27 protein-coding genes and 1 riboswitch are annotated in these 26,088 nt (G+C 71.4%); of the genes, 18 read left to right on the plus strand and 9 right to left on the minus strand.

The genetic code is table 11. From position 1 onward, the window contains the following. Positions 1-8 precede the first annotated feature (8 nt). Genes priA through AOM01_RS13355 form a run of 3 tightly spaced genes read left to right on the plus strand, consistent with a single transcriptional unit; the run spans position 9 to position 2,052 of the window. Entirely contained in the window at positions 9-746 is a 738-nt protein-coding gene (gene priA, locus AOM01_RS13345) for a bifunctional 1-(5-phosphoribosyl)-5-((5-phosphoribosylamino)methylideneamino)imidazole-4-carboxamide isomerase/phosphoribosylanthranilate isomerase PriA (protein WP_062294426.1), read from the plus strand. A 59-nt stretch (positions 747-805) separates the two neighbouring features. After that, positions 806-1,288: a hypothetical protein gene (locus tag AOM01_RS13350; RefSeq protein WP_062294429.1), complete on the plus strand. Its 483-nt coding sequence runs from the start codon at positions 806-808 to the stop codon at positions 1,286-1,288. A gap of 38 nt (positions 1,289-1,326) precedes the next feature. Then, on the plus strand, positions 1,327-2,052 hold the full coding sequence (locus AOM01_RS13355; RefSeq protein WP_062294431.1) for an SseB family protein: 726 nt from the start codon (positions 1,327-1,329) through the stop codon (positions 2,050-2,052). Between the two features lie 22 nt (positions 2,053-2,074). On the opposite strand, the gene AOM01_RS13360 is transcribed toward AOM01_RS13355, so the two are convergent. The 5 genes from AOM01_RS13360 to AOM01_RS13380 all read right to left on the minus strand — a co-directional run bounded on the left by AOM01_RS13360 (position 2,075) and on the right by AOM01_RS13380 (position 5,349). Beyond that, a complete protein-coding gene (locus tag AOM01_RS13360) occupies positions 2,075-2,788 on the minus strand; it encodes a S1 family peptidase (protein WP_062294432.1) in 714 nt (237 codons plus the stop codon). Between the two features lie 5 nt (positions 2,789-2,793). Then, positions 2,794-3,333 carry a PilN family protein gene (locus tag AOM01_RS13365; protein ID WP_062294435.1) on the minus strand — a complete coding sequence of 180 codons (540 nt, stop codon included), beginning with the start codon at positions 3,331-3,333 and terminating at the stop codon, positions 2,794-2,796. After that, positions 3,330-4,079, minus strand: a complete 750-nt coding sequence (locus AOM01_RS13370) for a S1 family peptidase (protein ID WP_062294437.1) — start codon at positions 4,077-4,079, stop codon at positions 3,330-3,332. Before AOM01_RS13370 ends, AOM01_RS13365 begins: the two co-directional genes overlap by 4 nt. Beyond that, positions 4,076-4,828 carry a hypothetical protein gene (locus AOM01_RS13375; RefSeq protein WP_062294439.1) on the minus strand — a complete coding sequence of 251 codons (753 nt, stop codon included), beginning with the start codon at positions 4,826-4,828 and terminating at the stop codon, positions 4,076-4,078. Before AOM01_RS13375 ends, AOM01_RS13370 begins: the two co-directional genes overlap by 4 nt. 104 nt (positions 4,829-4,932) lie before the next feature. Beyond that, on the minus strand, positions 4,933-5,349 hold the full coding sequence (locus AOM01_RS13380) for a DUF1844 domain-containing protein (protein WP_228374313.1): 417 nt from the start codon (positions 5,347-5,349) through the stop codon (positions 4,933-4,935). A gap of 277 nt (positions 5,350-5,626) precedes the next feature. Here AOM01_RS13380 and infC point away from each other — a divergent pair, with 277 nt between their 5' ends. From infC to AOM01_RS13430, 10 genes are all read left to right on the plus strand, one after another. Next, entirely contained in the window at positions 5,627-6,217 is a 591-nt protein-coding gene (infC, locus tag AOM01_RS13385) for a translation initiation factor IF-3 (RefSeq protein WP_267127732.1), read from the plus strand. A gap of 94 nt (positions 6,218-6,311) precedes the next feature. Beyond that, positions 6,312-6,506, plus strand: coding sequence for a 50S ribosomal protein L35 (rpmI, locus tag AOM01_RS13390; protein ID WP_062294442.1), 195 nt, complete (start codon positions 6,312-6,314; stop codon positions 6,504-6,506). 37 nt (positions 6,507-6,543) lie between these two features. Beyond that, positions 6,544-6,924, plus strand: a complete 381-nt coding sequence (gene rplT / locus AOM01_RS13395; RefSeq protein ID WP_062294445.1) for a 50S ribosomal protein L20 — start codon at positions 6,544-6,546, stop codon at positions 6,922-6,924. 27 nt (positions 6,925-6,951) lie between these two features. Further along, positions 6,952-7,803, plus strand: coding sequence for a TrmH family RNA methyltransferase (locus AOM01_RS13400; protein ID WP_062294447.1), 852 nt, complete (start codon positions 6,952-6,954; stop codon positions 7,801-7,803). A gap of 95 nt (positions 7,804-7,898) precedes the next feature. Continuing rightward, positions 7,899-9,605, plus strand: a complete 1,707-nt coding sequence (locus AOM01_RS13405; protein ID WP_082110261.1) for a diguanylate cyclase — start codon at positions 7,899-7,901, stop codon at positions 9,603-9,605. A gap of 9 nt (positions 9,606-9,614) precedes the next feature. After that, positions 9,615-10,070 (plus strand): hypothetical protein, encoded by a 456-nt coding sequence (locus AOM01_RS13410; RefSeq protein WP_062294452.1) that lies wholly within the window; start codon positions 9,615-9,617, stop codon positions 10,068-10,070. A 6-nt stretch (positions 10,071-10,076) separates the two neighbouring features. Continuing rightward, positions 10,077-11,504: a GGDEF domain-containing protein gene (locus tag AOM01_RS14765; RefSeq protein ID WP_062294453.1), complete on the plus strand. Its 1,428-nt coding sequence runs from the start codon at positions 10,077-10,079 to the stop codon at positions 11,502-11,504. A 215-nt stretch (positions 11,505-11,719) separates the two neighbouring features. Beyond that, entirely contained in the window at positions 11,720-12,808 is a 1,089-nt protein-coding gene (pheS, locus tag AOM01_RS13420; protein ID WP_062294455.1) for a phenylalanine--tRNA ligase subunit alpha, read from the plus strand. Further along, positions 12,808-15,390 carry a phenylalanine--tRNA ligase subunit beta gene (pheT, locus tag AOM01_RS13425; protein WP_062294457.1) on the plus strand — a complete coding sequence of 861 codons (2,583 nt, stop codon included), beginning with the start codon at positions 12,808-12,810 and terminating at the stop codon, positions 15,388-15,390. Before pheS ends, pheT begins: the two co-directional genes overlap by 1 nt. Before the next feature lie 316 nt (positions 15,391-15,706). Beyond that, entirely contained in the window at positions 15,707-16,768 is a 1,062-nt protein-coding gene (locus AOM01_RS13430) for a phospholipase D-like domain-containing protein (RefSeq protein WP_082110262.1), read from the plus strand. 69 nt (positions 16,769-16,837) lie between these two features. On the opposite strand, the gene AOM01_RS13435 is transcribed toward AOM01_RS13430, so the two are convergent. Continuing rightward, positions 16,838-17,266: a hypothetical protein gene (locus AOM01_RS13435; protein WP_062294461.1), complete on the minus strand. Its 429-nt coding sequence runs from the start codon at positions 17,264-17,266 to the stop codon at positions 16,838-16,840. A gap of 17 nt (positions 17,267-17,283) precedes the next feature. Continuing rightward, positions 17,284-17,397, minus strand: a riboswitch (SAM riboswitch). Positions 17,398-17,529: 132 nt separating this feature from the next. Here AOM01_RS13435 and AOM01_RS13440 point away from each other — a divergent pair. After that, positions 17,530-18,207 (plus strand): TIGR00266 family protein, encoded by a 678-nt coding sequence (locus tag AOM01_RS13440; protein WP_062294464.1) that lies wholly within the window; start codon positions 17,530-17,532, stop codon positions 18,205-18,207. Here the strand turns inward: AOM01_RS13440 and AOM01_RS13445 are convergent. Next, the gene (locus AOM01_RS13445; RefSeq protein ID WP_228374314.1) at positions 18,202-19,416 is read right to left on the minus strand and encodes a mechanosensitive ion channel family protein; all 1,215 of its coding nucleotides are present in this window, start codon (positions 19,414-19,416) and stop codon (positions 18,202-18,204) included. The two genes, AOM01_RS13440 and AOM01_RS13445, sit on opposite strands and share 6 nt — an antisense overlap. Positions 19,417-19,559: 143 nt before the next feature. Here AOM01_RS13445 and AOM01_RS13450 point away from each other — a divergent pair, with 143 nt between their 5' ends. Together AOM01_RS13450 and AOM01_RS14515 are read left to right on the plus strand one after the other, a co-directional pair. After that, the gene (locus tag AOM01_RS13450; RefSeq protein WP_082110264.1) at positions 19,560-21,167 is read left to right on the plus strand and encodes a sodium-dependent transporter; all 1,608 of its coding nucleotides are present in this window, start codon (positions 19,560-19,562) and stop codon (positions 21,165-21,167) included. Further along, the gene (locus AOM01_RS14515) at positions 21,164-21,313 is read left to right on the plus strand and encodes a methionine/alanine import family NSS transporter small subunit (protein ID WP_156155994.1); all 150 of its coding nucleotides are present in this window, start codon (positions 21,164-21,166) and stop codon (positions 21,311-21,313) included. Before AOM01_RS13450 ends, AOM01_RS14515 begins: the two co-directional genes overlap by 4 nt. Positions 21,314-21,406: 93 nt before the next feature. On the opposite strand, the gene AOM01_RS13455 is transcribed toward AOM01_RS14515, so the two are convergent. Further along, positions 21,407-22,453 (minus strand): hemolysin family protein, encoded by a 1,047-nt coding sequence (locus AOM01_RS13455; RefSeq protein WP_062294466.1) that lies wholly within the window; start codon positions 22,451-22,453, stop codon positions 21,407-21,409. After that, on the minus strand, positions 22,450-23,838 hold the full coding sequence (locus AOM01_RS13460) for a hemolysin family protein (RefSeq protein WP_062294468.1): 1,389 nt from the start codon (positions 23,836-23,838) through the stop codon (positions 22,450-22,452). The genes AOM01_RS13455 and AOM01_RS13460 overlap by 4 nt, the downstream gene beginning before the upstream one ends. 275 nt (positions 23,839-24,113) lie before the next feature. Between AOM01_RS13460 and AOM01_RS13465 the strand changes: the two genes are divergently transcribed. Together AOM01_RS13465 and AOM01_RS13470 are read left to right on the plus strand one after the other, a co-directional pair. After that, the gene (locus AOM01_RS13465; RefSeq protein ID WP_062294470.1) at positions 24,114-25,031 is read left to right on the plus strand and encodes an ABC transporter substrate-binding protein; all 918 of its coding nucleotides are present in this window, start codon (positions 24,114-24,116) and stop codon (positions 25,029-25,031) included. 76 nt (positions 25,032-25,107) lie between these two features. After that, a complete protein-coding gene (locus tag AOM01_RS13470; protein WP_062294472.1) occupies positions 25,108-26,070 on the plus strand; it encodes an amino acid ABC transporter permease in 963 nt (320 codons plus the stop codon). The last annotated feature ends 18 nt before the right edge of the window (positions 26,071-26,088 follow it).

A 26,088-nucleotide genomic window follows, 5' to 3' on the forward strand; every position in this document is an offset into this window, starting at 1 on the left:
AGGAAACCATGACCGAGACCCCCCGCCTCGAGCTTCTGCCCGCCGTCGACGTCGCGGACGGCCAGGCCGTCCGCCTCACGCAGGGCGAGGCCGGCTCCGAGACCGGCTACGGCGACCCGCTGGCCGCGGCGCTCGACTGGGTGAACGGCGGCGCGGAGTGGATCCACCTGGTGGACCTCGACGCGGCGTTCGGTCGCGGCTCGAACGCGGAGCTCCTGGCAGACGTGGTGAAGGCGGTGGACGTCAAGGTCGAGATGAGCGGCGGCATCCGCGACGACGAGTCGCTCGAGCGCGCCCTCGCCACCGGCTGCGCCCGTGTCAACCTGGGCACCGCGGCGCTCGAGAACCCCGAGTGGACCGCCCGCGCGATCGACCGCCACGGCGACCGCATCGCGGTGGGCCTCGACGTCCGCGGCACCACGCTGGCCGGCCGCGGCTGGACGCGTGACGGCGGAGACCTGTGGGAGGTGCTCGCGCGCCTCGACGCCGCCGGTTGCGCCCGCTACGTGGTCACCGACGTCAAGAAGGACGGCATGCTGTCCGGCCCGAACCTCGAGCTGCTGCAGCAGGTGTGCGAGGCCACCTCCGCGCCCGTGGTCGCGTCGGGCGGCATCAGCTCGCTCGAGGACATCGCCGCGCTGCGCACCCTCACCGCCTCCGGCATCGAGGGCGCGATCGTGGGCAAGGCGCTCTACAACGGCAACTTCACGCTCCCGCAGGCGCTCGACGTCGCCGGGCGCCCGTAGCCTCCCGCCCCCCAACGCTTCGCGCGCGCCGCGCGTCTATCCTGCGAGAGGGAGGGACGATGCGCGCTCTGGCGGTCCTGATGGCGGCGGCGATGGTGCTGGCCGGGTGTGCGACGGCGTCCGACCCGGGCGGTGCGGCCGAGCCGACCGCGATCCCGACCCCGGGGTGCGAGGAGACGCGCGCGTACGACCGCGACGCGGACGTCACCGGCAGCATCCCGCTCGACGGTGAGATCGATGCGGCGTGGCTGTGCGTGTACTCGCCCTCGGACGTGTGGACCCTGGTCGACGGGCCCGCCACGATCGAGGACACGGACGCGCTGCGCGCGCTCGTCGACGGGTTCGAGCCCGCCGACCCGGGCGCTCCGTGCACCATGGAGCTCGGCCCGGAGTACCTGGTGACGGCGGTGAGCGGCACCGAGGTCACGTCGATCGTCCTTGAGGCGTACGGCTGCCGCTGGGCACGACTCGACGGATCGGCGGACGTGTTCTCCACGCCGGACGGCGCGATCGCCGACCTCGAGGCGCTCGCGGGCCTGTGAGGGGCCGGAGCGTCGGACCCTGCCCCTAGCATGGAGCCATGAGCGAGTCCGAGCCCCGCAAGGAGATCCCCGAGTCGATCTTCGCGGATGACGACGGCAGCGCGGACGCGCGGCTCGCGCAGGCCCTGATCCGCTACTCGCACGGCAAGGCCCCGCTGCTCGACGTGGTCGACGCGCTTGCCTACGCGCGCGTCCTCATCCCGGTGATGGCATCGGGGGAGAAGCGTGTGATCGGCAAGCATGGGCTCGAGCAGGACGAGGTCGCCTCGACGGGCGTGGTCGCCGTCGAGATGCCCGACGGCCGTACCGCGCTGCCCGTGTTCACGGACGTCGACGCGATGCGCGCGTGGAACGAGCGCGCCCGCCCTATCCCCGCTGAGGGGCCCCGTGCGGCGCTCGCCGCGGCGGCGGAGGGGTGGAGCAGCCTGGTCCTCAACCCCGGCATGGAGACGGTGCTCATCCCGCGCCCCGCGGTGTGGTCGCTGGGCCAGGGCGAGCCGTGGCGGCCCGCGGTGGTCGAGGGAGAGGTGGCCGCGGACATCCGCGCGGCCGTTCAGGAGTCCGTCGCGCTCGACGGATCGCTTCGCGGCGTGGATGCCGTCCCCGGGCGCGGTGCCGAGATCGCGGTGGTGCTCCGCCTGGTGCCCGGGCTCACCCAGCCGGAGCTCGACGCCGTGATCGAGCGCGTCCAGCACGAGCTCGCCCGGTCGGCGGTGGTCGCGCAACGCGTCGACAGCGTCGAGCTGCGCCTCGCGCAGGCCTGATCCCGCCCGCCCGGGCGCGCGCTCAGCAGGTCGTGTCGACCGTGGTGCGCGGCGCATCGTCCTCGAGGAAGGCCTCGAGGCGCGGCAGGGTGACGGCGCCGGCGAAGTCCTCGCCGTCCGAGGAGAAGACCACGCCCACCACGTCGCCGGCCGCGTCGGTGAGCGGCGAGCCCGAGTTTCCCTCGCGCGCGAGCACCTCGACGAAGTAGATCTCCGCCCCGTCCCGGTCGAGCGCGTTCTCGCGCAGCCCGCGATACGGACCGGTGCGCGACGCGAGCGGGCCGCCGAGCGCGAAGCCCGACACGGTGAGCGGGTCGCCCACCGCCGGCTCCTCGGTCGCGAGGGTGGCCGCCTCGGGGAAGGCGCCGTCGATGGTGAGGAGCGCGAGGTCGTCGTCCCGTGAGTACTCGGCGGCGGTGACGTGGTACTCGCGTCCCTGATAGTCGGTGAGCTCGATGACGGTGGTGGCGCGGACCACGTGTCGGTTGGTGACGGCGTGGGTCTCGTCGAGCATCCACGCGGTGCCGTTGCGGTAGGAATCGCACGCGACCGCCCACACCCGCAGCGCCACCCGCTCGCCGCGGGTGAAGCCGTCGCCCTGTTGCGGGGCGGTCGAGGGCTCGGCGGGAGTGGGCGTCGCATAGGGCGGGGGAGACAGCGGCACGCACGCGGCGAGGGTGAGGGCCGCCGCGAGGGTCGCGGCGAGCGCGGGGACGCCAGGACGCCGACTCCTCATGCGGATCAGCCGTGCTTCGCCTGGAAGCTCACGTACGCCGCGGCCACCTCGGAGCAGAAGTCGCGGATCGACTGCTCGGACTCGTCGACGCTCGACGCGACGTAGCGGTCGATGTTCCTGAGCACGTCGAAGTGCTCCGACTGCGCGTCGACGCAGTGCTGGTACGCGTCCACGATGTCCTCGAGCTCCTCGACCAGCTCGGTGCCCTGGGCACCCTGGTTCACCGCGGAGGAGTACTCCTCCTTGAGCTGCGCGAGCTGCTCCTTCGCGCCCTCGAGCTCGGACAGGCGAGCGTTCTGGTCGGAGACCTCGTCGACCAGCGTGTCGACGCGGTCGCGCAGGTCCGCGTTCTGCGCCTCCCAGTTCCCGCGCGCCGTCGCGAGCAGGCCCACCGCGACGGCGAGGCCCACCAGCGCGGCGAGCGTCACGGCGAGCGCGATCGCGAGGCCGCGGCGTCGGCGCGGTCGGGAGATGCCGGTCGAGGAGTCGGCCCCGGCCGGGCCGTCACCCGGCTCGACCGGTTCCCCGTGCTCCGGCTCCGTCACAGCCCGCCCGGGTTGGAGGAGGTGCAGCTCTGCTCGGGCACGAACAGCGACGCCTCGTCGAGCAGCGAGTTGAGCGTCGAGATGGGCACGATGAAGCTCTGGTCGGAGAAGTTCTTCGCGTAGATGACGCCCACCACGTGGCCGCTCTCGTCGAGCACGGGCGAGCCGGAGGAGCCCTCCTGGACCTTCGCGCTGGTCGCGAGGACCGTGCCCACCGCGGCCTCGAGGGGGTCGGTGGTCGCGCCGAGCACCACGCCGGTGGTGGTGGTGAGCTCTCCGCCGTTGGGGTAGCCGACCACGGTGATGACGTCGCCTTCGGTCGGGTCCTGCTGTGCGCGGAAGGCGTAGGACGTGCCGAGCGCCTCCTCGGTGGTGACGATCGCGATGTCCGCGACGGTGGTGGTCGACGCGGCGGTCGCGGCGATCGACCGGCCGTCGTACGTGGTGAGGGTGATGCGCTTCGCGTCCTCCACCACGTGCCGGTTGGTGACCAGCGTGTGGTTGTCGAGCGCGAACCCGGTGCCCGTCGCGATGAATCCGCAGCCGACGTTGCGGACGCGCACGGTCATGCGCTGCGCCGCGGAGAACCCGTCGGGGGAGAGCACCACCGAGCCGTCCCCCGGGGACACGGACGGGGCGGGCACGAAGTCCTCGGGCATGGCCCCCGGCTCCTGCGGGAGCGATGCGCAGCCGGTGAGCGTGAGGGCGGCGGCCAGGGTCGCACCCACGAGCGTCCTGCGGGTCACGGAGCCACCGACTGCTGGAACGCGACGTTGGCATCCGCGGCGGACTGGCACAGCTCGTCGACGCTCGCGCGGAAGGCGCGCAGCTCCTTGGGCTTGATGTCGTCGGGGTTGTCGAGGTACTCGACCAGCTGCGTGTGGCCGTCGATGCAGCGGCTGAGCGACGTCGCGACGGCGCTCGCGTTGGTGATGATCGTCTGGAGCGCGGCGATCTCCTCCTGCGCGTACGCGGCGTCGTCGCCCCACTGCGCGTTCTCGGCCTGGAGACGCGTCACCGTGTCCTTGGACGTGCTGAGCTGCTGCGACACCAGGTCGAGCTGGTCCTGCGTCACCGTGAGCGTGTCGCGCTCCTGCGCGAGCTCGGAGCCGATGTCGTAGTTCGCCTCGGTGATCGCGACGGCGCGCTCCTCCCACGCGTTCGAGACGCGCCACAGGTACGCGATGAGCGCGGAGGCGGCGAGCAGCAGCACGGTGAGCATCGCGACCACGACCACGAGGCCCACGGGCCGGGGACGATGCTCGATCGCGGGCTCCTCGTTGTCACCGGGCTCCGCGGCCGGGTGGGCGCTGTCGCTCGCGTCGTCCTCGTCCGTCACCACCGGGTCGGCGTCGTCGTCCTCGCCGAACGGGTGCGCGGCGTCGACGGTCGGCTTGGGCGCGCCGGCGCCCACGATCGGGATCTCGTCGGTGTCGACGTGGTCCGTGCGATCCGTGGGGTCGACCGGCCTGTCGGGGATCGCGGGAAGCGTCACGGGGAAGAAGGGGAGGCGGGGGACCGGGGTGCCCTCACGAGGGCTCGCCGCCGTAGCGAGGTCGCCGCTCGCGACGCCTCGACGGCTGTCCTCCCCAGTCGTCACTACGTGACCGCCCCCGTGTACTTCTCGCCGGGCCCGTCTCCGGGCCGGTCCGGGATGGCCGAGGCCTCCCGGAACGCCAACTGTACGCTCCGCAACCCGTCCCGCAGGACGCGCGCGTGAGTGTCGCCGAGATCGGGCGCGGCCGCCGTGACCAGGCCGGCGAGCGCGTTGATGATGGTCCGCGCCTCGTCCAGGTCCGTGAGCTCGTCGCCCTCCTCCGCGAGGCCGCACCGAAGCGCGGCCGCACTCAGGAGGTGAACGCTTACGGTCGTGATAAGTTCCACGGCGCCCACCTCGGCGATGTCGCGGGCGGCCTGGCCGGCCCCCGCATCGTCCCCTGCGAAGGCGCCCCCCGCGGGGGTGTTGGCGGCGTCTTCAGGCGCGCCGGGACCTGTTGCCTGGTCATCACTGCTCATAGTTGCTATTCTTGTCCATCGACCGGTTGCGGCAGGTGCTGCAACACGCAAGTGGAGTCCACCTCCCACCCTAGGACCGCGAGGACCAGGGTCTAGGTTCCGGCGGCTGCCGCGAGGCAAGCCGTGCGTTTCCGCGGTGGCCTCTGCTCGTGTTCGGGCAGGGGCCTTTTCCCGTTTCTGGGGTGGGTGCCGGCCAGGAGGTCGCACAGAGCAACGGTAAGGAGCCGCTATCAACGAGCCGCGCATCAACGAGCGCATCCGAGTCCCCGAGGTCCGCCTGGTCGGCCCGAAGGGTGAGCAGGTCGGCATCGTCCGCATCGAGGATGCCCTCCGTCTGGCGCAGGACGCCGAGCTCGACCTGGTCGAGGTGGCGCCCAACTCGCGTCCTCCCGTCGTCAAGCTCATGGACTACGGCAAGTTCAAGTACGAGGCTGCGGTCAAGGCGCGTGAGGCACGTCGCAACCAGGCGAACACCGAGATCAAGGAGATGCGGTTCCGCCTGAAGATCGACGAGCACGACTACGAGACCAAGAAGGGTCACGTGGTCCGGTTCCTCAAGGGTGGCGACAAGGTCAAGATCACGATCATGTTCCGTGGTCGCGAGCAGTCCCGCCCCGAGATGGGCCGCCGCCTGCTGATGAAGCTCGCGGAGGAGGTCCAGGAGTTCGCCGTCGTCGAGAACGCGCCGAACCAGGAGGGCCGCAACATGTCGCTGGTCCTGGGTCCGCTGAAGAAGAAGGCGGAGGCCAAGGAGGAGCAGCGCAAGGTGCGCGAGGAGCGCAAGGCCGCGGAGGCGGCGGCGCGCGAGGAGCGCAAGGCACCCCACCAGGATGCCGAGCCGGTCGCCGAGGAGTCGGCAGCCGAGTAGTCGTCGCAGGACGCACACAGTCTTCGGGCGCCCGCCGCCCGTGAAACGTGCTGGGCTCCACCGGGCCCAGCCAGACCTAGAAGGAGAGGCAGCAATGCCCAAGAACAAGACCCACTCGGGTGCCAAGAAGCGCTTCAAGCTCACCGGCACCGGCAAGGTGAAGCACGCCTCGGCGATGAACGTCCACAAGTTCGAGGAGAAGCACTCGTCGCGCAAGCGCCGCGTGGCCCAGGACCAGATCCTGTCCGACGCCGACTCGAAGAAGATCAAGAAGCTGCTGGGCAAGTAAGCCCCGCCCCCACACACGTACCTTTAGGAGAACTGAAATGGCACGCGTCAAGCGGGCGGTCAACGCCCAGAAGAAGCGCCGGACCACCCTCGAGCGCGCCGCTGGTTACCGCGGCCAGCGTTCGCGCCTCTACCGGAAGGCGAAGGAGCAGGTCACCCACTCCCTCGTCTACTCGTACAACGACCGCCGCAAGCGCAAGGGCGACTTCCGCAAGCTCTGGATCCAGCGCATCAACGCTGCGGCCCGTGCGAACGGCATCACCTACAACCGCTTCATCCAGGGCCTCAAGGCCGCTGGCATCGAGGTGGACCGCCGCATGCTCGCCGAGCTCGCGGTGAACGACGAGGCCGCCTTCGCGACCCTCGTCGAGACCGCGAAGAAGGCCCTTCCGGCCGACGTCAACGCGCCCGCCGCGTAAGACGCCTTCCCTTCAGGGAGATCTCGCATGACGGAACGCCCCGCCGGGCCTGCTGACCTCACCGTGACGCTTTCGAATCCGAAGGCCGAACGGGTCAAGAGAGTCGCGGCCCTGGCGGGGCGTTCTGCGCGTTCCCGGGCCGGCGCGATCCTCGTCGAGGGTCCGCAGGCGGTGCGCGAGGCGGTCCGCTTCGCCGCGCCACGGGTCCGGGACGTCTACCTGTCGCCCGACGCGTCGCTGCGTTACCCCGAGATCGGGGCCGAGGCGCTCGCCGCCGGGCTGTACGTCCACCTGGGCACCGACGCGGTTCTCGAGGCGATGAGCGCGGACGCGCAGGGCGTGGTCGCCGTGCTCGACTCCACGGGCACGTCGCTCGACGACGTGGTGGCCGCCGCGCCGCGCCTGGTCGCGGTGCTGTCGAACGTGCGCGACCCGGGCAACGCGGGCACGGTGATCCGTGTCGCCGATGCCGCGGGTGCCGACGCGGTGGTGCTCGCCGGCGAGTCCGTGGACCCCGGCAACCCCAAGGTGATCCGCTCCACCGCGGGCTCGCTGTTCCACCTGCCGGTGGCGCGCGCCCCGCTCACGGAGGCCGTCGAGGCGCTCCGCGCCGCCGGCCTCACGGTGCTCGCCGCGGACGGCTCGGGCGAAGACCTGCTGGGCGACCCCGCCGCGGGTGCCGGCGCGGGGGGCGACGAGTCGCTCGCCGGACCTACCGCGTGGGTCTTCGGCAACGAGGCCTGGGGCCTGCGTCCGGAGGAGCTCGAGCTCATGGACGCCGTGGTGCGCATCCCCATCTACGGCCACGCCGAGAGCCTCAACCTCGGCACCGCCGCCGCGGTGTGCCTCTACGCCTCGGCCGCCGCGCAGCGCGGCTGATCCCGCGCCGTGCGCCGGTAATCTCGCGCCGCCCTGTGACGAAGACCACCCGGGGATTCGGCTGAAACGCCCAGGTGAGAACCGACAATAGGTACATGAGGTTCGGGGTGATCAGGAGTCGCGTGGCGCGGTCGCGCGGCATGGTCGTCGCCGTCGCCATCGTGGTCCTCACCCTGGTCGCCCTCATGGTGACCTCGATCCTCAACGCCGTGGTCGCGGACCGCACCCTCGACGCCGCCAGCGCGGACACGTACGCCTACGTGGGCGACCTCATGTCGGAACGCGTCGCGACGTTCGCGGGCGCGGCCTCGGACGTGGTGGAGGGCACCGCCTCCGAGCTTGAGCGTCACGGCGGCGCGATGGATCAGGACGACCTGCTGCGGGCCCTCGCCGACCGTCTCGAGCGCGAACCCGCGGTCGGCTCGATCTTCGTCGCGAGTCCCGATGGACGGCTCACGGCGGTGGCCGGCATCGAGGGGACCGGCCTCGCGGCCTCGGATGACGACGACGCGGCGTACACCCGGCTCGCCGTCTCGCCCGTCCTGGAGGGCGGCGCGACCGTCGTCACCACCCGCTACAGCGAGGACCTCGTCGAGCTCGACTCGACCGAGGCCTCCATCGACTACTCGGTGACGTCCCGCGCCTGGTACCAGGACGCGCTCGCGCACGATGGCGTGACGTGGACGGAGCCGTACATCTCCGCGCGCAACGGCGAGATCGTCGTCTCTCCGGTGACCGCGGTCGCCGTCGACGGCGAGACCGCCGCCGTGGTGGGCGCGGACCTGGACCTCGACCTGCTGGGTGCGCTGCTCGAGGACATCCCGCTCGGCTCGGACGCGCGCGCGTTCATCCTCACCGGCGACGGCCGCGTGGTCGCCGCCCCGGCGGGCGCCCGCGAGGAGCTCCGCCGCATCCTCGGCGCCACCGACACGCCGCCGAGCGCCGCCGACTTCGACCTCCCGACAGTCGCGCCCACGGCCCTGGACCAGGCGGGCGAGGCCATCCGCGAGCGCGGCGACACCGTCAGCCTCGAGCGCGAGATGGATGCCGAGACGGGCCTCGACTGGGTCCTCCACCTCGAGGCGAGCGCGAAGGACCTCACCCCCTCGCTCAACGACTTCCAGCGCACCGCGGTGTGGGTGACCTCGCTGTCGATCCTCATGGTGATCGTCGCCGCGGTGGTCGCGCTGCAGCTGTGGCGCCCCATCCGGACCATGCGCGTGCGCGCCGCCACGGACGCGCTCACCGGACTGGCCAACCGTTACGAGTACACGCGTCGCCTCCGCGCGATCCTGCGCTCCGCCGAGCAGACGAGCGACACCATCCTCCTCATCGCGCTCGACCTGGACGACTTCAAGCAGGTCAACGACGACTATGGGCACGACGCGGGAGACGTGGTGCTGGCCGCGGTCGGCGACACGCTCCGCGGGTCGGTGCGTCAGCGCGATGTGGCCGCGCGCGTGGGCGGCGACGAGTTCGTGGTCGTGATGCGCGTGGGCGACCGGGCCTCCGCCGTCGAGCTCGCGCGGCGCATCCGCGACGACGTCGCCCTCGCGATCCTCGAGTCCTTCCACGGCGCCTCCGGCGTGGGCGCGACCGCGGGCTTCGCCACCACCGCGACCACCGGCTACGACGCGCACACGCTCCAGACCGCCGCCGACGACGCCCTCGTCGCGGGCAAACGCGTCCGCAAGGGCCGCACATATGCCTTCGGCCACGCGGCGGGCACGGCGGGCGGCGGCGCACCCAGGGACGATGCGGGGGAGACCTCGCGCCCGGCTGATAGTCTCCCCGGGAACTGAGGAGGCCCCATGGACAACACACGCCGGCTCGACATCCCCGACGCGCGGGGAAAGGTCGAGGTCGACGGGGTCCTCGGGCTGCTCTACAAGATCCGCATCGACGGTGACGTCATCAAGCGTCGCAAGGGCGCGTGGGACATCCCGCTCCGCAAGGGCGGCGTCGCCAAGCTCACCTCGAACGGGCTGCTCCCCGGCTTCCAGACGCTGCGCCTCGACGGCACGCCCATCCTCAAGATGGGCGCCCACGTCGAGCCGGCGGTCAAGGTCGCGATGTTCGCCCCGCTCCTGCTGATCCTGTGGAGCTTCATCGGCGCGATCCTCGCGGTCATCATGTTCTTCACCAACATCTTCCTGGTGAAGAACCCGCAGATGCCCCGGGCGCTGCGGCTCGGGCTGCCGATCGTCAACACGGCGGTCATGGCGATGGTGCTCACGGTCCTGCAGGTCCCGAGCCCGATCTTCTAGCCGGCGATGTCCCGCCGCCTCGCCGTCCGCAGCCCGTCCGACCCGCTGCCGTGGGCGTTCGGGGCGGTGATCGTCGGCCTTGTGGTGATCGGCCTCACCACCCTCGGCGTCCGCGCGAGCGTGAGCGCGGACGCGGAGAACGCGGCGATCCAGGGCGCGACCCTGGTGGGCGACGCCACGGCCGTGCAGCTCGAGGGCGCGACGCGTCCCGCGGAGGCGGCCGCGCGCGGTGTGGCGGCGTCCGTCGCCGCGGACCCCAGCATCGTCCAGGACTCCGAGCGCGTGCTCGACGAGCTCGGCCCCCTCATGGACGGCCAGGCCGCGATCGCCGCGATCACCGTGATCGGGGAGGACGGCACGGTCGTGGAGCTCGACCGTCGCAGCCCCGGCATCGTCCGCACTCCCGCCGCCCCCGAGGCCACGTGGATCGAGGAGGCACGCCGGTCCGGCACCGTCGTGTGGAGCGATCCGGAGCGCGCGCGCGAGGTGGGTCGCACGGTGGTCCACGCGGCGCTCGCGGCCCGCGACGGCGATGGCGAGCCCGTCGCGGTGGTGGCCGTGCGCCTCGACGCCGGCATGTTCACGGGCGCGCTCAGCGGGTCGCCCGCGATGACCTACGGCGACGCATCCGTGATCGGCTCCAACGGCGTCACCCTGGCGGGCGACCCCGCCCTCACGTTGCCGGACGATGCGGTGACCGAGCGGGCGTCGGCAGGCATCGTCGCGCTGGGGAACCCCGTGACGTACGCACGCGCCGTGAGCGACAGCCTGCCGTGGACGCTCACGGTCGCGGTCGACGCGGACGCCGCCCTGCCCGCCGTCGCGTCCGTGGAACACACGATGGTGCTCTACACGGTCGTCATCGTGGTGGTGACGCTCATCATGAGCCTGGTGCTGTGGGCGCTGCGGCGCCCCGCCGGCGAGGTCTCCGTGCGCGCCCGCACCGACCCCCTCACGGGCCTGTCCAACCGCCACCACTTCGAGGTGCGCGGCAACGACGTCCTCCAGGCGGCGCGCCGCCGCGACGGCCAGGTGGTGGTCGCGGTGTTCGACCTCGACAACTTCAAGGCGGTCAACGACGGCGCGGGCCACGAGGCGGGGGACGATGCGCTGCGCGCCGTCGCCGACGGCCTCGCCAGGGCGTCGGGTCCCCGGGACGTCGTGGGGCGCCTGGGCGGCGACGAGTTCGCCGCGGTCCTGTGGCTCAGCGCCGACGAGGACCCCGGACACGCGGTCGAACGGCTGCGCACCAGCGCCCACATGACGCTCGAGCGCGCGGTGGGGGAGCGCTTCGAGGTGGGGGTGAGCGCCGGCTGGGCGGACACCGCGAACGGCGAGTACCGCCTGCCTGTCCTGGTGCGCGCCGCCGACGAGGCGATGGTGGGCGGCCGCCGCAGCGGCAAGGGCGTGTCCTACGAGGCGACGCGGCGCTGAGGTGGGCCGGGCGGCCTACCCGGCCGCGGCATCGTCCTGCTACGGTGGCCGCATGACCACGAGCCAGGCCCGCATCATGCGCCGCGCCGCCGTGCGTCTGTTTCTCTAGGCCCGGGGAGAACCCCCGGGCCTGAACGCATGCCGCGCGCCCGCATCGTCCCGCGCGCGCCCGCTAGACTTCCCCCGGTTGTTTTCGAGGCTGTGAAGGGCCACCCATGACTGAACTCTCCCCGCTCGACGCCGCCGGCGTCGACGCCGCGGTCGCCGAGGCGCTGGCCGCCTTCGCCGCAGCATCCTCCCTGGACGAGCTGAAGGAGGCCCGCCTCGCTCACACCGGCGACAAGGCCGCGCTGACGCTCGCCAACCGGCAGATCGGCGGGCTCGAGCCCGCGGAGAAGGCCGCCGCCGGCAAGGCGATGGGCGCCGCCCGCGCCGCGATGGGCCGCGCGCTCGCCGCGCGCACCGAGGAGCTCGAGGCGGAGCGCGACGCGCGCGTGCTGGTCGAGGAGGCCGTGGACGTCACGCTGCCCGTCTCGCGCCAGGCGCCGGGCGCCCGCCACCCGCTGGAGACCATGCAGGAGCGCATGTGCGACGTGTTCGTCTCCATGGGCTGGGAGGTCGCCGAGGGGCCGGAGATGGAGGCGGAGTGGTTCAACTTCGACGCCCTCAACTTCGACCCGGACCACCCGGCGCGCGAGATGCAGGACACGTTCTTCATCGACCCGCCTAGCTCGGGGCTGCTCATGCGCACCCACACCTCGCCGGTGCAGGTGCGTGCCGCGCTGGAGCGCCGCGACGCCCTGGAGAACGAGGGCCGCGGCATCTACGTCGTGTGCCCGGGCAAGACGTTCCGCACCGACGAGCTCGATGCGACGCACACCCCGGTGTTCCACCAGATCGAGGGCCTCGCGATCGATCGCGGTTTGACGATGGCGCACCTCAAGGGCACGCTCGACCACTTCGCGAAGTCGCTGTTCGGGCCGGACGCGGTGACGCGCCTGCGGCCGTCGTTCTTCCCGTTCACGGAGCCGAGCGCGGAGATGGACCTGCGCTGCTTCGTGTGCGGCGGCGAGGACCCCTCCTGCCGCACGTGCCGCGGCACCGGCTGGATCGAGTGGGGCGGCTGCGGCATGACCCACCCGAACGTCCTGGTGGCGGCGGGGATCGACCCCGAGAAGTACACCGCGTTCGCCTTCGGCATGGGGATCGAGCGCACCCTGATGTTCCGCCACAACGTCACCGACATGCGCGACATGGTCGAGGGCGATGTGCGCTTCTCTCAGCAGTTCGGGATGGAGATCTGATGCCCAAGATTCCGCTTTCTTGGCTCGCGGAGTCGGTCGCCCTGGTCGACGGCGCGACCCCCGAGGACATCGCCACGTCGCTCGCCCGCGTCGGGCTGGAGGAGGAGGGGATCCACGGCTCCGGCGTGGTCGGTCCGCTCGTGGTGGGCCGTGTCATGTCGTTGGTCAAGGAGGAGCAGTCCAACGGCAAGACCATCAACTACTGCCGCGTCGACGTCGGTGCCTTCAACGACCCCGCCGGCCCGGGCCACAAGCCCGACAACAAGGTCGACTACCCGTCCTCGAAGGGCATCGTGTGCGGCGCGCACAACTTCGTCGAGGGCGACTGGGTGGTCGTGGTGCTCCCGGGCGCGACGCTGCCCGGCCCGTTCCCCATCTCGGGCCGCAAGACGTACGGCCACTGGTCGGACGGCATGATCTGCTCGGCGCGCGAGCTGGGCCTCGGCGAGGACCACTCGGGCATCATCGTGCTCACCGAGCTGGGGTTCTCCGCTGACTCCCTCGAGCCTGGCCAGGACGCGATCCCGCTGCTCGGCCTGGACCAGAAGACCATCGAGATCAACGTCACGCCCGACCGCGGCTACTCGTTCTCCATCCGCGGGGTGGCGCGCGAGTACGCTCACGCGACCGGCGCATCGTTCACCGATCCCGCCGGGCTGCCGGTCACCGGGACCGTCGGCGACGGCTTCGCCGTCGAGATCAGGGACGATGCGCCCGTGCGCGGGACGGTCGGATGCGACCGGTTCGTGGCACGGGTGGTGCGCGGGTTCGACCCTGCGGCGGCGTCGCCGTCGTGGATGAAGCAGCGGCTCGAGGCGGCGGGCATGCGGTCGATCTCGCTTGCCGTGGACGTCACCAACTACGTCATGCTCGAGCTGGGTCAGCCGCTGCACGCGTACGACCTCGCGACGCTCGCCGCGCCCATCGTGGTGCGGCGCGCGCGTCCGGCCGAGCAGATCGTCACGCTGGACGACGCGACGCGCGTGCTCGACGGCGAGGACCTGCTCATCACGGACTCTGCTGGTGGGCGCGGCGCTCGCGCGATCGGCATCGCCGGTGTCATGGGCGGCGCGCTGACCGAGGTTTCCGCGTCCACGACGGACGTGCTGCTCGAGGCGGCGCACTTCGACCCGATCACCATCGCGCGCACGGCGCGCCGTCACAAGCTGGGCTCGGAGGCGTCGCGGCGGTTCGAGCGGGCCGTCGACACCGCGCTGCCCCCGGTCGCGGTGCAGCGTGCCGCGAACCTGCTCGTGGAGCACGGCGGCGGCGTGATCGAGGAGATCTACACCGACGTCGACGACGTCGCGCCCGTGCAGGCCATCGAGATGGACCGCGACTACCCGTCGCGGATCGTGGGCGTCGAGTACTCGGTCGAGGAGGTCACCGACTCGCTCGAGCAGGTGGGCTGCACGGTCGAGCGCGATGGCGAGGTGCTCATCGTGACGCCGCCGACGTGGCGTGCCGACCTCGAGGGCCCCATCAACCTGGTGGAGGAGGTCGCGCGCCTGCGCGGCTTCGAGAACCTGCCGTCCGTGCTGCCCGTCGCGCCTCCCGGGCGCGGGTACACGCACTCGCAGATCGTGCGGAAGTCGGTGGCGCGGTCCCTGGCCGAGGCCGGGCTGACCCAGGTGCTCACCTACCCGTTCATCTCGGAGTCCCGCCTCGACGACTGCCTGCTGCCGTCGGACGACGTCCGCCGCGACGTGATCCGCCTGGCGAACCCGCTGTCCGCCGAGCAGCCGCTGCTGCGCACGGCGCTGGTGGAGACGCTGGTGGACGCGGTGCGCGTCAACCTGGGCCGCGGCGCGCAGGACGTCGCCGTCTACGAGACCGGCCGCGCGTACCTGGGCCGCCTGGTGGGTTCTGTGCCTGCCACCTACTCGGGTGACTCGATCACGCCGGACGACGTCGAGGCTCTCAACAAGGCGATCCCGGGCCAGGTGCGCCGCGTTGCGGGCGTGATGGCCGGCAACAAGATCGCCGCCGGCTGGGACGGCCACGCCACGCCGTGGAAGTGGACCGACGCGATGGCGATGGTCGAGAAGGTCGAGCGCGCGTGCGGCGTGGTGCTCGACATCTCGAACGAGGCGGGGGAGCGCCAGTCGACTGCACCGTTCCACCCGGGCCGCGTGGCGATCTACCGCCTCGACGGCGAGATCGTGGGCGCGGCCGGCGAGCTGCACCCGAAGGTGTGCGAGAACCTCGGCCTGCCCGCGCGCACCGTGGCATTCGAGGTCGCGCTCGACCCGTTGATCGAGGAGTCCGAGGGCGTGCTGGTCACGGCGTCGCCCGTCTCCGGTCAGGTGCTCGCGAAGGAGGACTTCGCGTTCGTGGTTCCTGCCTCGGTGACCGCCGGCTCGCTGGTGGACGCCGTGATCGAGGCCGGCGACGGCCTGGTCGAGGATGCGCGTGTGTTCGACGTCTACACGGGCGAGCAGATCGGCGAGGGCAAGAAGTCGCTGGCGATCAACGTGAAGATGCGCGACGCGGACCACACGCTCTCGGCTGACGAGGTGCTCGAGGTCCGCAACGCGATCATCGCGGCGGCAGGGGAGAAGTTCGGGGCCGTGCTGCGCTGACCCGAGCCCCATGGGGAACTCACTGACGCTCTTGCGAGGTCTGGAACTCCTACGGGGAACTCACTGACGGCGGCCGGCAGGAACACCTGCCGGCCGCCGTCTCTGCGCTTCGGGGTGAGACGAGTGCGCCCAAGGGAGTCCCTGTGTGCCTTTCGTGGAGCATCGCGTTGCCATGCTCACCGGCGAGGCGCGCGTCCGAGTCCCGCGAGCGCACCTCACGTCGGACCCATCCCGGCAAGCGTCGTTGCGCGCGCCCGCGTCACCACCGCGCATCGTGCCTCTCTAGACTGGAGGGACAGCAGGGAAGCGTGGATCTGTGACCAGTGCACCGGCACCACCACACGGCGAGTCCTCTCAAGGGCGCCGCGGACACCTCGCGCCGCCCCAGCTGCTCCGCGGCGAGGACTACGTCGCCGACGCGACTCAGCGAGTCCACGACGCGAAGCGGCGCGTGCTCCTGACGACGTTGACCATCGCGCACGACCACCGCACGGACGACCTCATCGAGGCGCTCGTGTGGGCCGCGAGGCGCGGGGTCGAGGTGTCGGTAGCCGCGGATGTGTTCACCTATGCCGACGCCGCCGGCACGTTCCTCCCTACCGGGTATAGGACCAAGTCGTGGCGCAGGTCCGACACCTTGGCCTCCAAACTCATTCGCGAAGGCGTGCGCTTCACCTGGCTGGGGCGCGAGAAGGGTCTCCCGTGGCGAGGCCGGACGCACACGAAGTTCTGCGTCGTGGACGACACCTCGTATGCGTTCGGCGGGGTGAACCTGGACCGCAAGGGCGTCGAGAACGCGGACTTCATGCTCCGGATCGCCGACGCGCGTCTCGCCGACGACCTCGAGACGGTGTACCACCAGATCCAGCACATGAACCTGCACGAGCGGGGTCACGAGTCGCTCGAGTACCGGTACGGCAGCGACCGCGTGCTGGTGGACGGCGGCATCCCCGGCGACTCGATCATCTACCGGCGGGCGGTGGCGTTGGCGCGGCAGTCGGACCGGGTGCTCCTCATGTCGCAGTACTGCCCCACGGGAGAGCTCGGCAAGGTCATCAGCGAACGCGACAGCGAGTTGTGGTTCAACCCGCCGCGCAACGCCAGCCCCGCGAACCGGGTACTGATCGCCTCCTCGATGGCATGGACCGGCCATCGGTCGATGTACACGAGGAGCCGCTATCTGCACGCCAAGGCGATGGTCTTCTTCCGGGTAGATGGTGCGCGTGCGGCGATCACCGGGTCGCACAACTTCGTGGAGGGCGGTGTGCGGCTCGGCACGCGCGAGATCGCGTTGGAGACCCACCGGCCCGACACGATCGATCAGATTCTGGACTTTCACGCACGCCACGTCTGCGGCGACGGCGACGGTGACGACTGAGCGCATCCGCGAGCAGGCCGAGGGCGGTCCCGGGCCGCCGAGAGCGACCCGGGACCGCACTGGTGATCGCTACTCGGACTCGGGCTTCGCTCCAGGCCAGCGGCCGGCCGCGATCTCGGCCTCGAGCTCCGCGCGCGTGACCCACGGCCTCTCCCAGACCTTGAGGTCCTCGAATGCGGGGCATTCGCGCCAGCGGTCCGGCGGCACATACGAGACCTTGCGATCCATGATCTCCGCCAGCCCGTATGTGTACGCGCGGATGTGAGTGCGGTGTCGCGCGATGGCCGCGTGGGCGATCTCGCGCCACTCGTCGTGCATGCACCAGGTCTCGACCTGGTCGCGTGCGTCGAGCGTCGCGACGTAGATGCCCCGTTCGTGGGTGCCGACGATCCGCATGTCACGCGGCGGCCCGTCGCGCAACGCGCGCTTGATCTGGATGATGTGGACGAGGTGTCCGCTCGCCGAGTACAGGCAGCGCGGACGCGTGGCATCAGCCATGGCTCTCTCCTTCAGAGAATCCGTTCTTCCGCGCGCCGGGCGGCGTGCGGCGGATCTTCCTCCAGGGGCACCGTGTCGGGACGCGGTTGCCAGCTGGCCGGCTGGAGGGCTTGTGGCCAGGCTTCGTGATCCAGCACCGACCGTACCAAGGCGCGCCGACACCCGCCAGACCCGGACGGACCAGGCGACATGCGCATCGTCCCTCGCTACGGTGGGAACGCGCCCGCACCGCGGGCTCTCACCGACGAGGCAAGGAGCACGGCATGGACGTCACCATCTCCGCGGGACCCGCGTTCGCGATGGGCACGGTCACGCTGCCACCTGGCGGCTCCGTCCGGGTCGAGGCCGGCGCGATGGCGATGACGCGGGGCGACATCCAGATCGAGACGTCGACCCGGGGCGGGTTCATGAAGGGCCTCAAGCGCTCGCTGGGCGGCGAGAGCTTCTTCGTCAACGACTTCCACTCCGGCAGCGGCGGCCAGGTGGGCGTCGCCTCCACGCTGCCCGGCGACATGGCCAAGGTGACGCTCGATGGCAGCGCCGGGCTGATGGTGCAGTCCGGGTCGTGGAGCGCGTCCGACCCGAGCATCGACGTCGACTCGAAGTGGGGAGGTGGCAAGTCGTTCTTCAGCGGCGAGGGGCTCATCCTGCTGCGCTGCTCGGGCGCGGGCGACCTGCTGCTGTCCTCCTACGGCGCGATCCTCGCCGCCGAGCTTCAGCCAGGAGAGACCATGACGCTCGACACCGGCCACGTGGTCGCATTCGACGAGACCGTCCAGTACAGCGTCCGCAAGGCCGGCAGCTGGAAGTCCACCATCCTCGGCGGCGAGGGACTCGTCACCGACTTCACCGGCCCCGGCCGCGTGTGGCTGCAGACCCGCTCCACCAACGACCTGGTCGAGTGGATCAAGCGCGTCAACCCGCAGCGCACCAACTCATAGCGGGCGGTCGGAGGGCTCCCCGCCCGACCCGGTTGGCGCATCGTCCCCGTCGACCGTGACTCGCGGGATGCCGTGCGTGAACTGGCTCGCGCGCTCCTCGGCCTCGGCGGAGCCGGTGAAGAGCCCACCACCGTCGGCGTGCTCCGCGGGCGCGGCGCTGCGACGGCCGCGCGGGGCGGGCGCGGCGGCCTCGGAGACCAGCACCCTCTGCGCGGGCGCCGCATCCGGCATGACGGACTGGATCCACAGCACCATGGCCTCGCGCACGAAGCAGCGGAGGTCGTAGAGCGTGGGCGCGTCCTTCGCGGTCACCAGGATCCGCACGCGGACGTAGCCGCCGGTCGCCTCGGTCACCTGGAGCACCGAGGCGCGGCCGTCGTACAGCGGCGTCTGCTCCAGCACCGTCTCGAGGTGCTCGCGCATCCGCTGGGGCGACACGCGCCAGTCGAGGTCGAACTCCACCGACCCGAGCAGCTCCGACCCCTGGCGGGTCCAGTTCTCGTACGGCGTGGTCGTGAAGTACGTGCAGGGCAGGACCAGCCGGCGGTCGTCCCACAGGTCGAGCACCACGTAGCTGAGCGTGATCTCACCTACGCGGCCCCACTCGCCCTGGGCCACGATCACGTCGTCGACGCGCAGGGCATCCGAGAACACCAGCTGGATGCCGGCGAACATGTTGCCGAGCACCGATTGCGCCGCGAGGCCCGCGACGATCGACGCGATGCCCGCGGAGGCCAGCACCGACGCCCCGACCGCGCGCACGGAGTCGAACGTGAACAGCGCCGCCCCGATCCCGATCACCACGATCAGCGCGATCGCGAGCCGCCTCACGATGAGGGTCTGGGTACGCAGCCGCCGTGCGAGCCGGTTGTCGGGGATGTCGATGCGGTTGTGGTCGAGCGCCACATCCGAGACGAACCTCACGACCGCGATGAGCAACCATGCGAGGATCGCGATCGCCGCGATGGTGAACACCTGCGAGATCGCGGGCATCCAGTCGCTCCGGCGAAGCGACGCGTGCACCCCGAACCACAGTCCCAGCAGCAGCGTCAGGGCCCAGAACGGCGCGCGCACCTGCGTGACCAGCTCGCCCGCCCACGCGCTCCTCCGCGCGACCGCGCGCATCACCAGCTTGACCGCCAACGCGATCACCACCGCTACCGCGACGCTTGCCGCCACCGTGATCCCGAATCCCAGCCAGTCGTCCACGATCGATCTCCTCCCGTGTCAGTGCTCGCCCTCGACCCTACGAAGGGGATGTTTCGCCGCGATGACGCCCGCCGCATCGTCCCCCGTCACCAGGCACGATGCGCGGGCCGGGGCTAGCGTGAGCGGTGGAGGGGAGGTCCCACATGGCCGAGCAGCCCGCAGCGCCCGCCCACACCCACGAGAAGCGCGAGCACTGGTCCGGACAGACCGCGTTCATCCTGGCCGCCATCGGCTCCGCCGTGGGACTGGGGAACATCTGGCGGTTCCCCGGCCAGGCCTACGAGCACGGCGGCGGGGCGTTCATGATCCCGTACCTCATCGCGCTCGTGACCGCAGGTATCCCGATCCTGTTCCTCGAGCACGCGATCGGGCACCGGTTCCGCGGCTCCGCCCCTTTGGCGATGAAGCGCGTCCACAAGCACGCCGAGGGCGTCGGGTGGCTGCACGTCGCCATCTGCTTCGTCATCGGGCTGTACTACACGGCGATCATCGCGTGGGCGCTCAGCTACTTCTTCTTCAGCTTCAACCTGTCGTACGCGGACGATCCGGCCGGGTTCTTCACCGGCGACTACCTGCAGCTCGGGGAGGCCGGCACCTTCTCGATGTCGTTCGTGCCTCAGGTGATCATCCCGCTGGTCGCGGTGTGGCTCATCACCATCGTGATCCTGGCGCTGGGTCTGCACACCGGCGTCGAGCGGCTCAACATCATCGGCATCCCGGTGCTGGTCGCGACGTTCCTCGTGATCGTGGTGCGCGCGCTGTTCCTCGACGGCGCGGGCGACGGCATCGAGGCGCTGTTCACCCCCGACTTCGCGGCGCTGAGCGACCCGCAGGTGTGGATCGCCGCGTACGGGCAGATCTTCTTCTCGCTGTCGCTCGCCTACGGGATCATGATCACGTACGCCTCCTACCGGCGGCGGCGCTCCAACCTCACCGCGCCGGGCCTGGTGGTCGCGTTCGGCAACAGCTCGTTCGAGCTGCTGGCCGGCATCGGGGTGTTCGCGACGCTGGGCTTCCTTGCGAGCCAGCAGGGCGTCGGCGTGGGCGAGCTCGACGGCATCGCTGGTCCGTTCCTGTCCTTCGTGACGTTCCCTGCGACCATCGCCGAGATGCCGGGCGGCGCGTTCTTCGGCGCGCTGTTCTTCGCGTCGCTCGTGCTCGCCGGCCTCACCTCGTTGGTCTCTGTGCTCCAGGTGGTGTCCTCGGCGCTGCAGGACAAGCTCAACCTCAAGCCGCGCACCGCGGCGCTCCTGGTGGGCGGCGTGAGCGCGGTGCTGTCGATCATCGGGTTCGGCACCACCACCGGGCTGTACCTGCTCGACACCGTGGACCAGTGGTCGAACCAGCTGGGAATCGTCGCCGGCGCGATCACCATGATCGCCGCGGCCGTGTGGATCGGGCGCCGCGGGCACGAGCTCGAACGGCACCTCGCCGCGGTCTCGACGCTGCGCCCGGGCAAGGCATGGCTGTGGCTCGTGAGCGCGGTCGCGCTGCTGCTCATCTACATGTTCGTCGAGAAGGCCGTCTCTCTCGCGATCGACGGATACGGCGGATATCCCACCTGGTACGTCGTGGTTTTCGGGTGGGGGACGGTGCTGTTCCTCGCTCTGGTCGCGTGCCTCATGCCGCTGGCGCGATGGCGGCGCGACATCGTGCACTTCCATCCGTGGCCCACGCGCGAACAGCTCAACCTGCCCGCGGACGTGGGGGAGCGCCACACCGAGGACTACGACCCGAGGAGCCCGTCATGAGCACGTCCGCGGTGGTGCTGCTGGCGGTGTCGATCGCGCTCGTGTGGGGCGGGCTCGCGGTGTCGATCATCGTGCTGGCGCGCCGTCCCGAGAATGACCACATGCCGCCTGGCGGCGAGGACACCGTGGTGCCCGACGAGGTGTGACACCTCTTGCCCGTGCCGCATGGGGAACTTACCGACGGTTGCGGTCGATCTCTGAGCGCTGCGGGGAAGCCACCGTCGCCGCGCACCGGCGGCTCACCCCGCGACGGCCTGGGCGGCGTCCACCACCTCGCCGACCAGCCGCTCGATGACGTCCTCGAGCATCGCCGCGCCCAGCACCTCGCCGTCCGCGCCGCGCACGAGCGCGAGGTGCGTGCCGCGCGACTGCATCGCCGTCAGCGCCTCCTCGAGGGACGCGTCGGGGGAGATGTCGGTGAGCGGGCGCACCGCGTCGGCCGGGACGGGCTTGGTGGCGCCGCCGCGCGGCACCTGCGCGAAGTCCTTGAGGTGGAGGTAGCCGGCCCACTCGCCGGAGGCATCCACCATGGGGAAGCGCGAGTAGCCGGTGCGCACGCACTCCTTCTGCGCGCGCTGCGGCGTCACGTCCACCGGAAGCGTCACCAGGTCGGAGGCGGGCACCATCACGTCGCGCACCGTCTCGAAGCTGAGCGTGAGCGAGCCCGTGAGCACCCGGTGCTCGTGCTCGTCGAGCAGGCCCTCGGAGCGGGACTCCGCGAGGAAGCCCTCGACCTCCTCGGCGCGGAACGTCGAGGCGACCTCGTCCTGCGGCTCGACCTTGAGGAGGCGCAGCACCAGGTTCGCGCTCATGTTGAGCAGCCAGATGAGCGGCTTGAGGACCCACACGATGCCGTACAGCACCGGGCCGAGCGCGATGGCGGACCTCTCCGGCCCCGCGATCGCGATGTTCTTGGGCACCATCTCGCCCAGCACCATGTGCAGGTACACCACGATCACCAGCGCGATCGCGAACGCGATGCCGTGCACCCAGGCGCCCGTGACGCCGATGGCCTCGAGCGGCACCTCGAGCAGGTGCGCGATCGCGGGCTCCGCGATGGCGCCGAGGCCGAGCGAGCAGGCGGTGATGCCGAGCTGCGCGCCGGCCATCATGAGCGACACGCGCTCCATGGCGCGCAGCGTGACGCGCGCGGCCCACGACCCGGCCGCGGCGCGCGGCTCGATCTGGGTGCGGCGCGCGGAGATGAGCGCGAACTCGGCGCCCACGAAGAAGGCGTTGCCGAGCAGCAGCGCGACGGCGATGAGCAGGGCGGTGTAGTCGTTCATCGTTCGACCTCCTCGTCGGCGGACGCTTCCGAGTCGGGCGCGACATCGACCGCCTCGACCACCACGCGATCCACGCGGTGCCCGTCGAGGCGCGTCACGCGCACGCGCGCGATCACGGGCACGGGGATGCCGTCGTCGTCGCGGCGGGCCTCATCCCGGGCATCGAGCGACACCACGTCGCCCACCTCGGGGAAGCGCTCGAGCAGCTCCGTCAGCAGGCCGCCCAGGGTGTCGGACTCGCGTGCCTCGGGCAGCTCGAGGCCCATGACCTCGCCCGCCTCGTCGGGGCGCAGCAGGCCGGACAGCGACCAGCGGCCGTCGCGCAGGCGACGGTGACGGCTGACCGGACGGTCCTGCTCGTCCTCGATCTCGCCGACGATCTCCTCGACCAGGTCCTCGAGCGTGACCACGCCGTCGGTGCCGCCGTACTCGTCGACCACCACGGCGACTTGGGACCCGGACCGCAGCGCCGCCAGCACCGCGGACAGCGGCATCGTGGACGGCACTGACTCCACGGGCAGCGCGATCTCTGCGACGGTGGTGGTGCGACGCGCCCGTGCCGGAACCGCGAGGGCGCGCTTGAAGTGCGCCACGCCCACGATCTGGTCGACGTCCTCGCCGGTGACGGGGAAGCGGGCGTGACCGGTGCGAGAGGCGAGCTCCAGGACCTCGGTGACCGGCGCATCGTGCCCCACGAAGTGGACGCGCGTGCGCGGCGTCATCGCGTCGGAGGCGGTGCGCTCGCCCATCTCTGCGGCGCGGGCGAGGCGCTGCGCGACGCGGGGCTCGAGCGTGCCCTGCTCGGCGGACCGCTCCGCGATGGACTGCAGCTCGCGCGCGGACCGCGCGGACGCGAGCTCCTCTCGTGGCTCGATGCTGAACGCGCGGACGATCCGGTTGGCGGACCCGTTCAGCACACGGATCAGCGGCCCGGCGAACCAGGTGAAGCCGCGCTGGGCGCCCGCGACGGCGCGGCCGATGCGCAGCGGCTCCGCGATCGCCCAGTTCTTGGGCACCAGCTCGCCGAACACCATCTGCGTGCCGGTGGCGATGATGAACGCGAGCGTGAGCGCGACGCCCAGCGAGGAGGCCTCCGGGAGGCCGGCCGCCTCGAGCGGCACGCGCAGCAGCGTCGCGATCGACGGCTCCGCGATGAAGCCGACCATGAGCGACGTCACGGTGATGCCGAGCTGCGCGCCCGACAGCTCGGTGGACAGCTTGCGCAGGCCCTTCTGCAGTGACGCGGCGCGGCGGTCACCCGCGGCGGCCTCTCGGTCCACGGTGGGGCGGTCGACCGTGACGAACGCGAACTCGGCCGCGACGAAGAGCGCGTTCGCGGCGATGAGCAGCAGCGCGAGCAGGAGGAGCAGCCAGGCCTCGGTCACGGGCGGGCTCCCTCACGCGAGGGGTGGACGGGGGCTGGCGCCGGCTGCGGGTCGGTGACCTCGCGCCGGCGCTCGGGACTATGGCCGTCGGACATGGGGAACACTGTAATCGACGTGCGAGGTGTCCTCGATGTGCGCGACCCGCCCGCCATCATGCATAATGATGCATAGCGATGCATGACCCGCAGCGGCGGCCCGCCACCGAGCGGCCCCGAAGGGAGTCCCCACCCCGGACCCGCGGAGTCATGCGCCCTCACACCCTCGAAGGAGCACCCATGCGCACGCCTGCCCTGGTCGCGATCGCCGCGATCTCCGCCGTCTCCCTGTCCGCCTGCACGTACGCGTCGCAGGAGACCGGCTCGACCTCCGGCTCCAGCGCCGGCGCCACCGTCGCGGCCGGCTTCGACCCCGCCACGATCGCGGTCAACGAGGAGGCGGCCGCGCTGCTCCCGCAGGACGTCGTCGACCGCGGCACCCTGCGCATCGGCATGGAGACCACCTATGCGCCCGCCGAGTACCTCGACGTCGACGGCCAGACCCCGATCGGCTACGACGTGGAGATCTCCGAGGCGATCGCCGCGGCGCTCGGCCTCGAGGCCGACATCGAGTCGGCGGCGTTCGACTCGATCATCCCGTCGATCGGCACCAAGTTCGACGCGGGCATCAGCTCCTTCACCATCACGCCCGAGCGCGAGCAGGTCGCCGACATGACCAGCTACCTCAGCGTCGGCGAGGCCTACGCGGTCGCCGCGGGCAACCCCGCCGGCATCGACGCCGCCGACCTGTGCGGCACCACCATCGCCGTCCAGACCGGCACCGTCCAGCAGGACGAGGCAAACCAGATGGCGACCGACTGCGCCGACGCGGGCAAGAACGCCATCGAGGTCCTCAACTACGACTCGCAGGCCGACGCCGCGACCAACGTCGTGGGCGGCAAGGCCGACGTGCTGTTCGCCGACTCGCCCATCATCGGTTACGCCGTCGAGCAGACCGGTGACAAGCTCGAGCAGCTGGGCGACGCGTTCGCGACCGCGTCGCAGGGCATCGTGACCGCGCAGGGCTCGGAGCTCACCGACGCCCTCGCGCTCGCCCTGCAGGGCCTCATGGACGATGGCACGCTGAAGACGATCCTCGACGGCTGGGGTGCCTCCGAGGGCATGCTCACCACCGCCGAGGTCAACCCGGCTTCCTGACCCGAGCCGAGCCGGCGCATCGTCCTCACGGGGGACGATGCGCCGGCCGCCTCGCGTCCGAGAGATGGAGACAGCGATGAGCCAGTCCGCACATGCCGACCCGGTGCCCAACCGCATCCACGCGCGCGCCGTGCCGCGCCCCGGCCGCTGGATCGCGGCCGCCGTGGTCGCGGTGCTCGCCGCCATGGCTATCCACGCGCTCGCTACCAACCCGGCCTTCGGGTGGGACACGGTGGGCCTGTACCTGCGCGACGTCACCGTGCTGCGCGGGGTCGGCTGGACGCTGGTCCTCACGGTCGGCTCGATGATCATCGGCATCGCGCTCGCGGTGATCCTCGCGATCATGCGCCGCTCGGACAACCCCGTGCTGCGCTCCGTCGCATGGTTCTACATCTGGCTGTTCCGCGGCACCCCGATCTGGACCCAGCTCGTCTTCTGGGGCCTCATCTCGGTGCTCTACCCGACGCTGTCGATCGGCATCCCGTTCGGCCCCGAGTTCGTCACGTTCGAGACGCAGGCCGTCATCACGGCCTTCTGGGCGGCGCTGCTCGGCCTGGGCCTCAACGAGGCGGCCTACCTCGCGGAGATCGTCCGCGCCGGCCTCGCCTCGGTCGACGACGGCCAGGAGGAGGCGGCCCGCGCCCTCGGCATGAAGGAGTCGGCGATCCTGCGCCGCATCGTCATCCCGCAGGCCATGCGCGTGATCGTGCCGCCGCTCGGCAACGAGACCATCTCGATGCTCAAGACCACGTCGCTCGTCTCCGCCGTTCCGTTCACGCTCGACCTCACGTTCGCGACCAACGCGATCGGCAACCGCATCTTCGAGCCCATCCCGCTGCTCATCGTCAGCGCGTTCTGGTACCTGCTCATCACGTCGATCCTCATGGTCGGGCAGCACTACCTCGAGCGCTACTACGGCCGCGGCGGCGGCGGAACGCCCCGCGGCAAGGGCCCGCGCAAGCCGCGCACCGGCCGCCAGGCCGCGATCGCCGCGGCCGGCACGGCCAAGGACGACCCCTTCCTGGAGGTGACCCCGTGACCGCGACCGCTGCAGCGA

This window comes from Demequina phytophila, from assembly GCF_000971135.1.
Classification (GTDB): domain Bacteria; phylum Actinomycetota; class Actinomycetes; order Actinomycetales; family Demequinaceae; genus Demequina; species Demequina phytophila.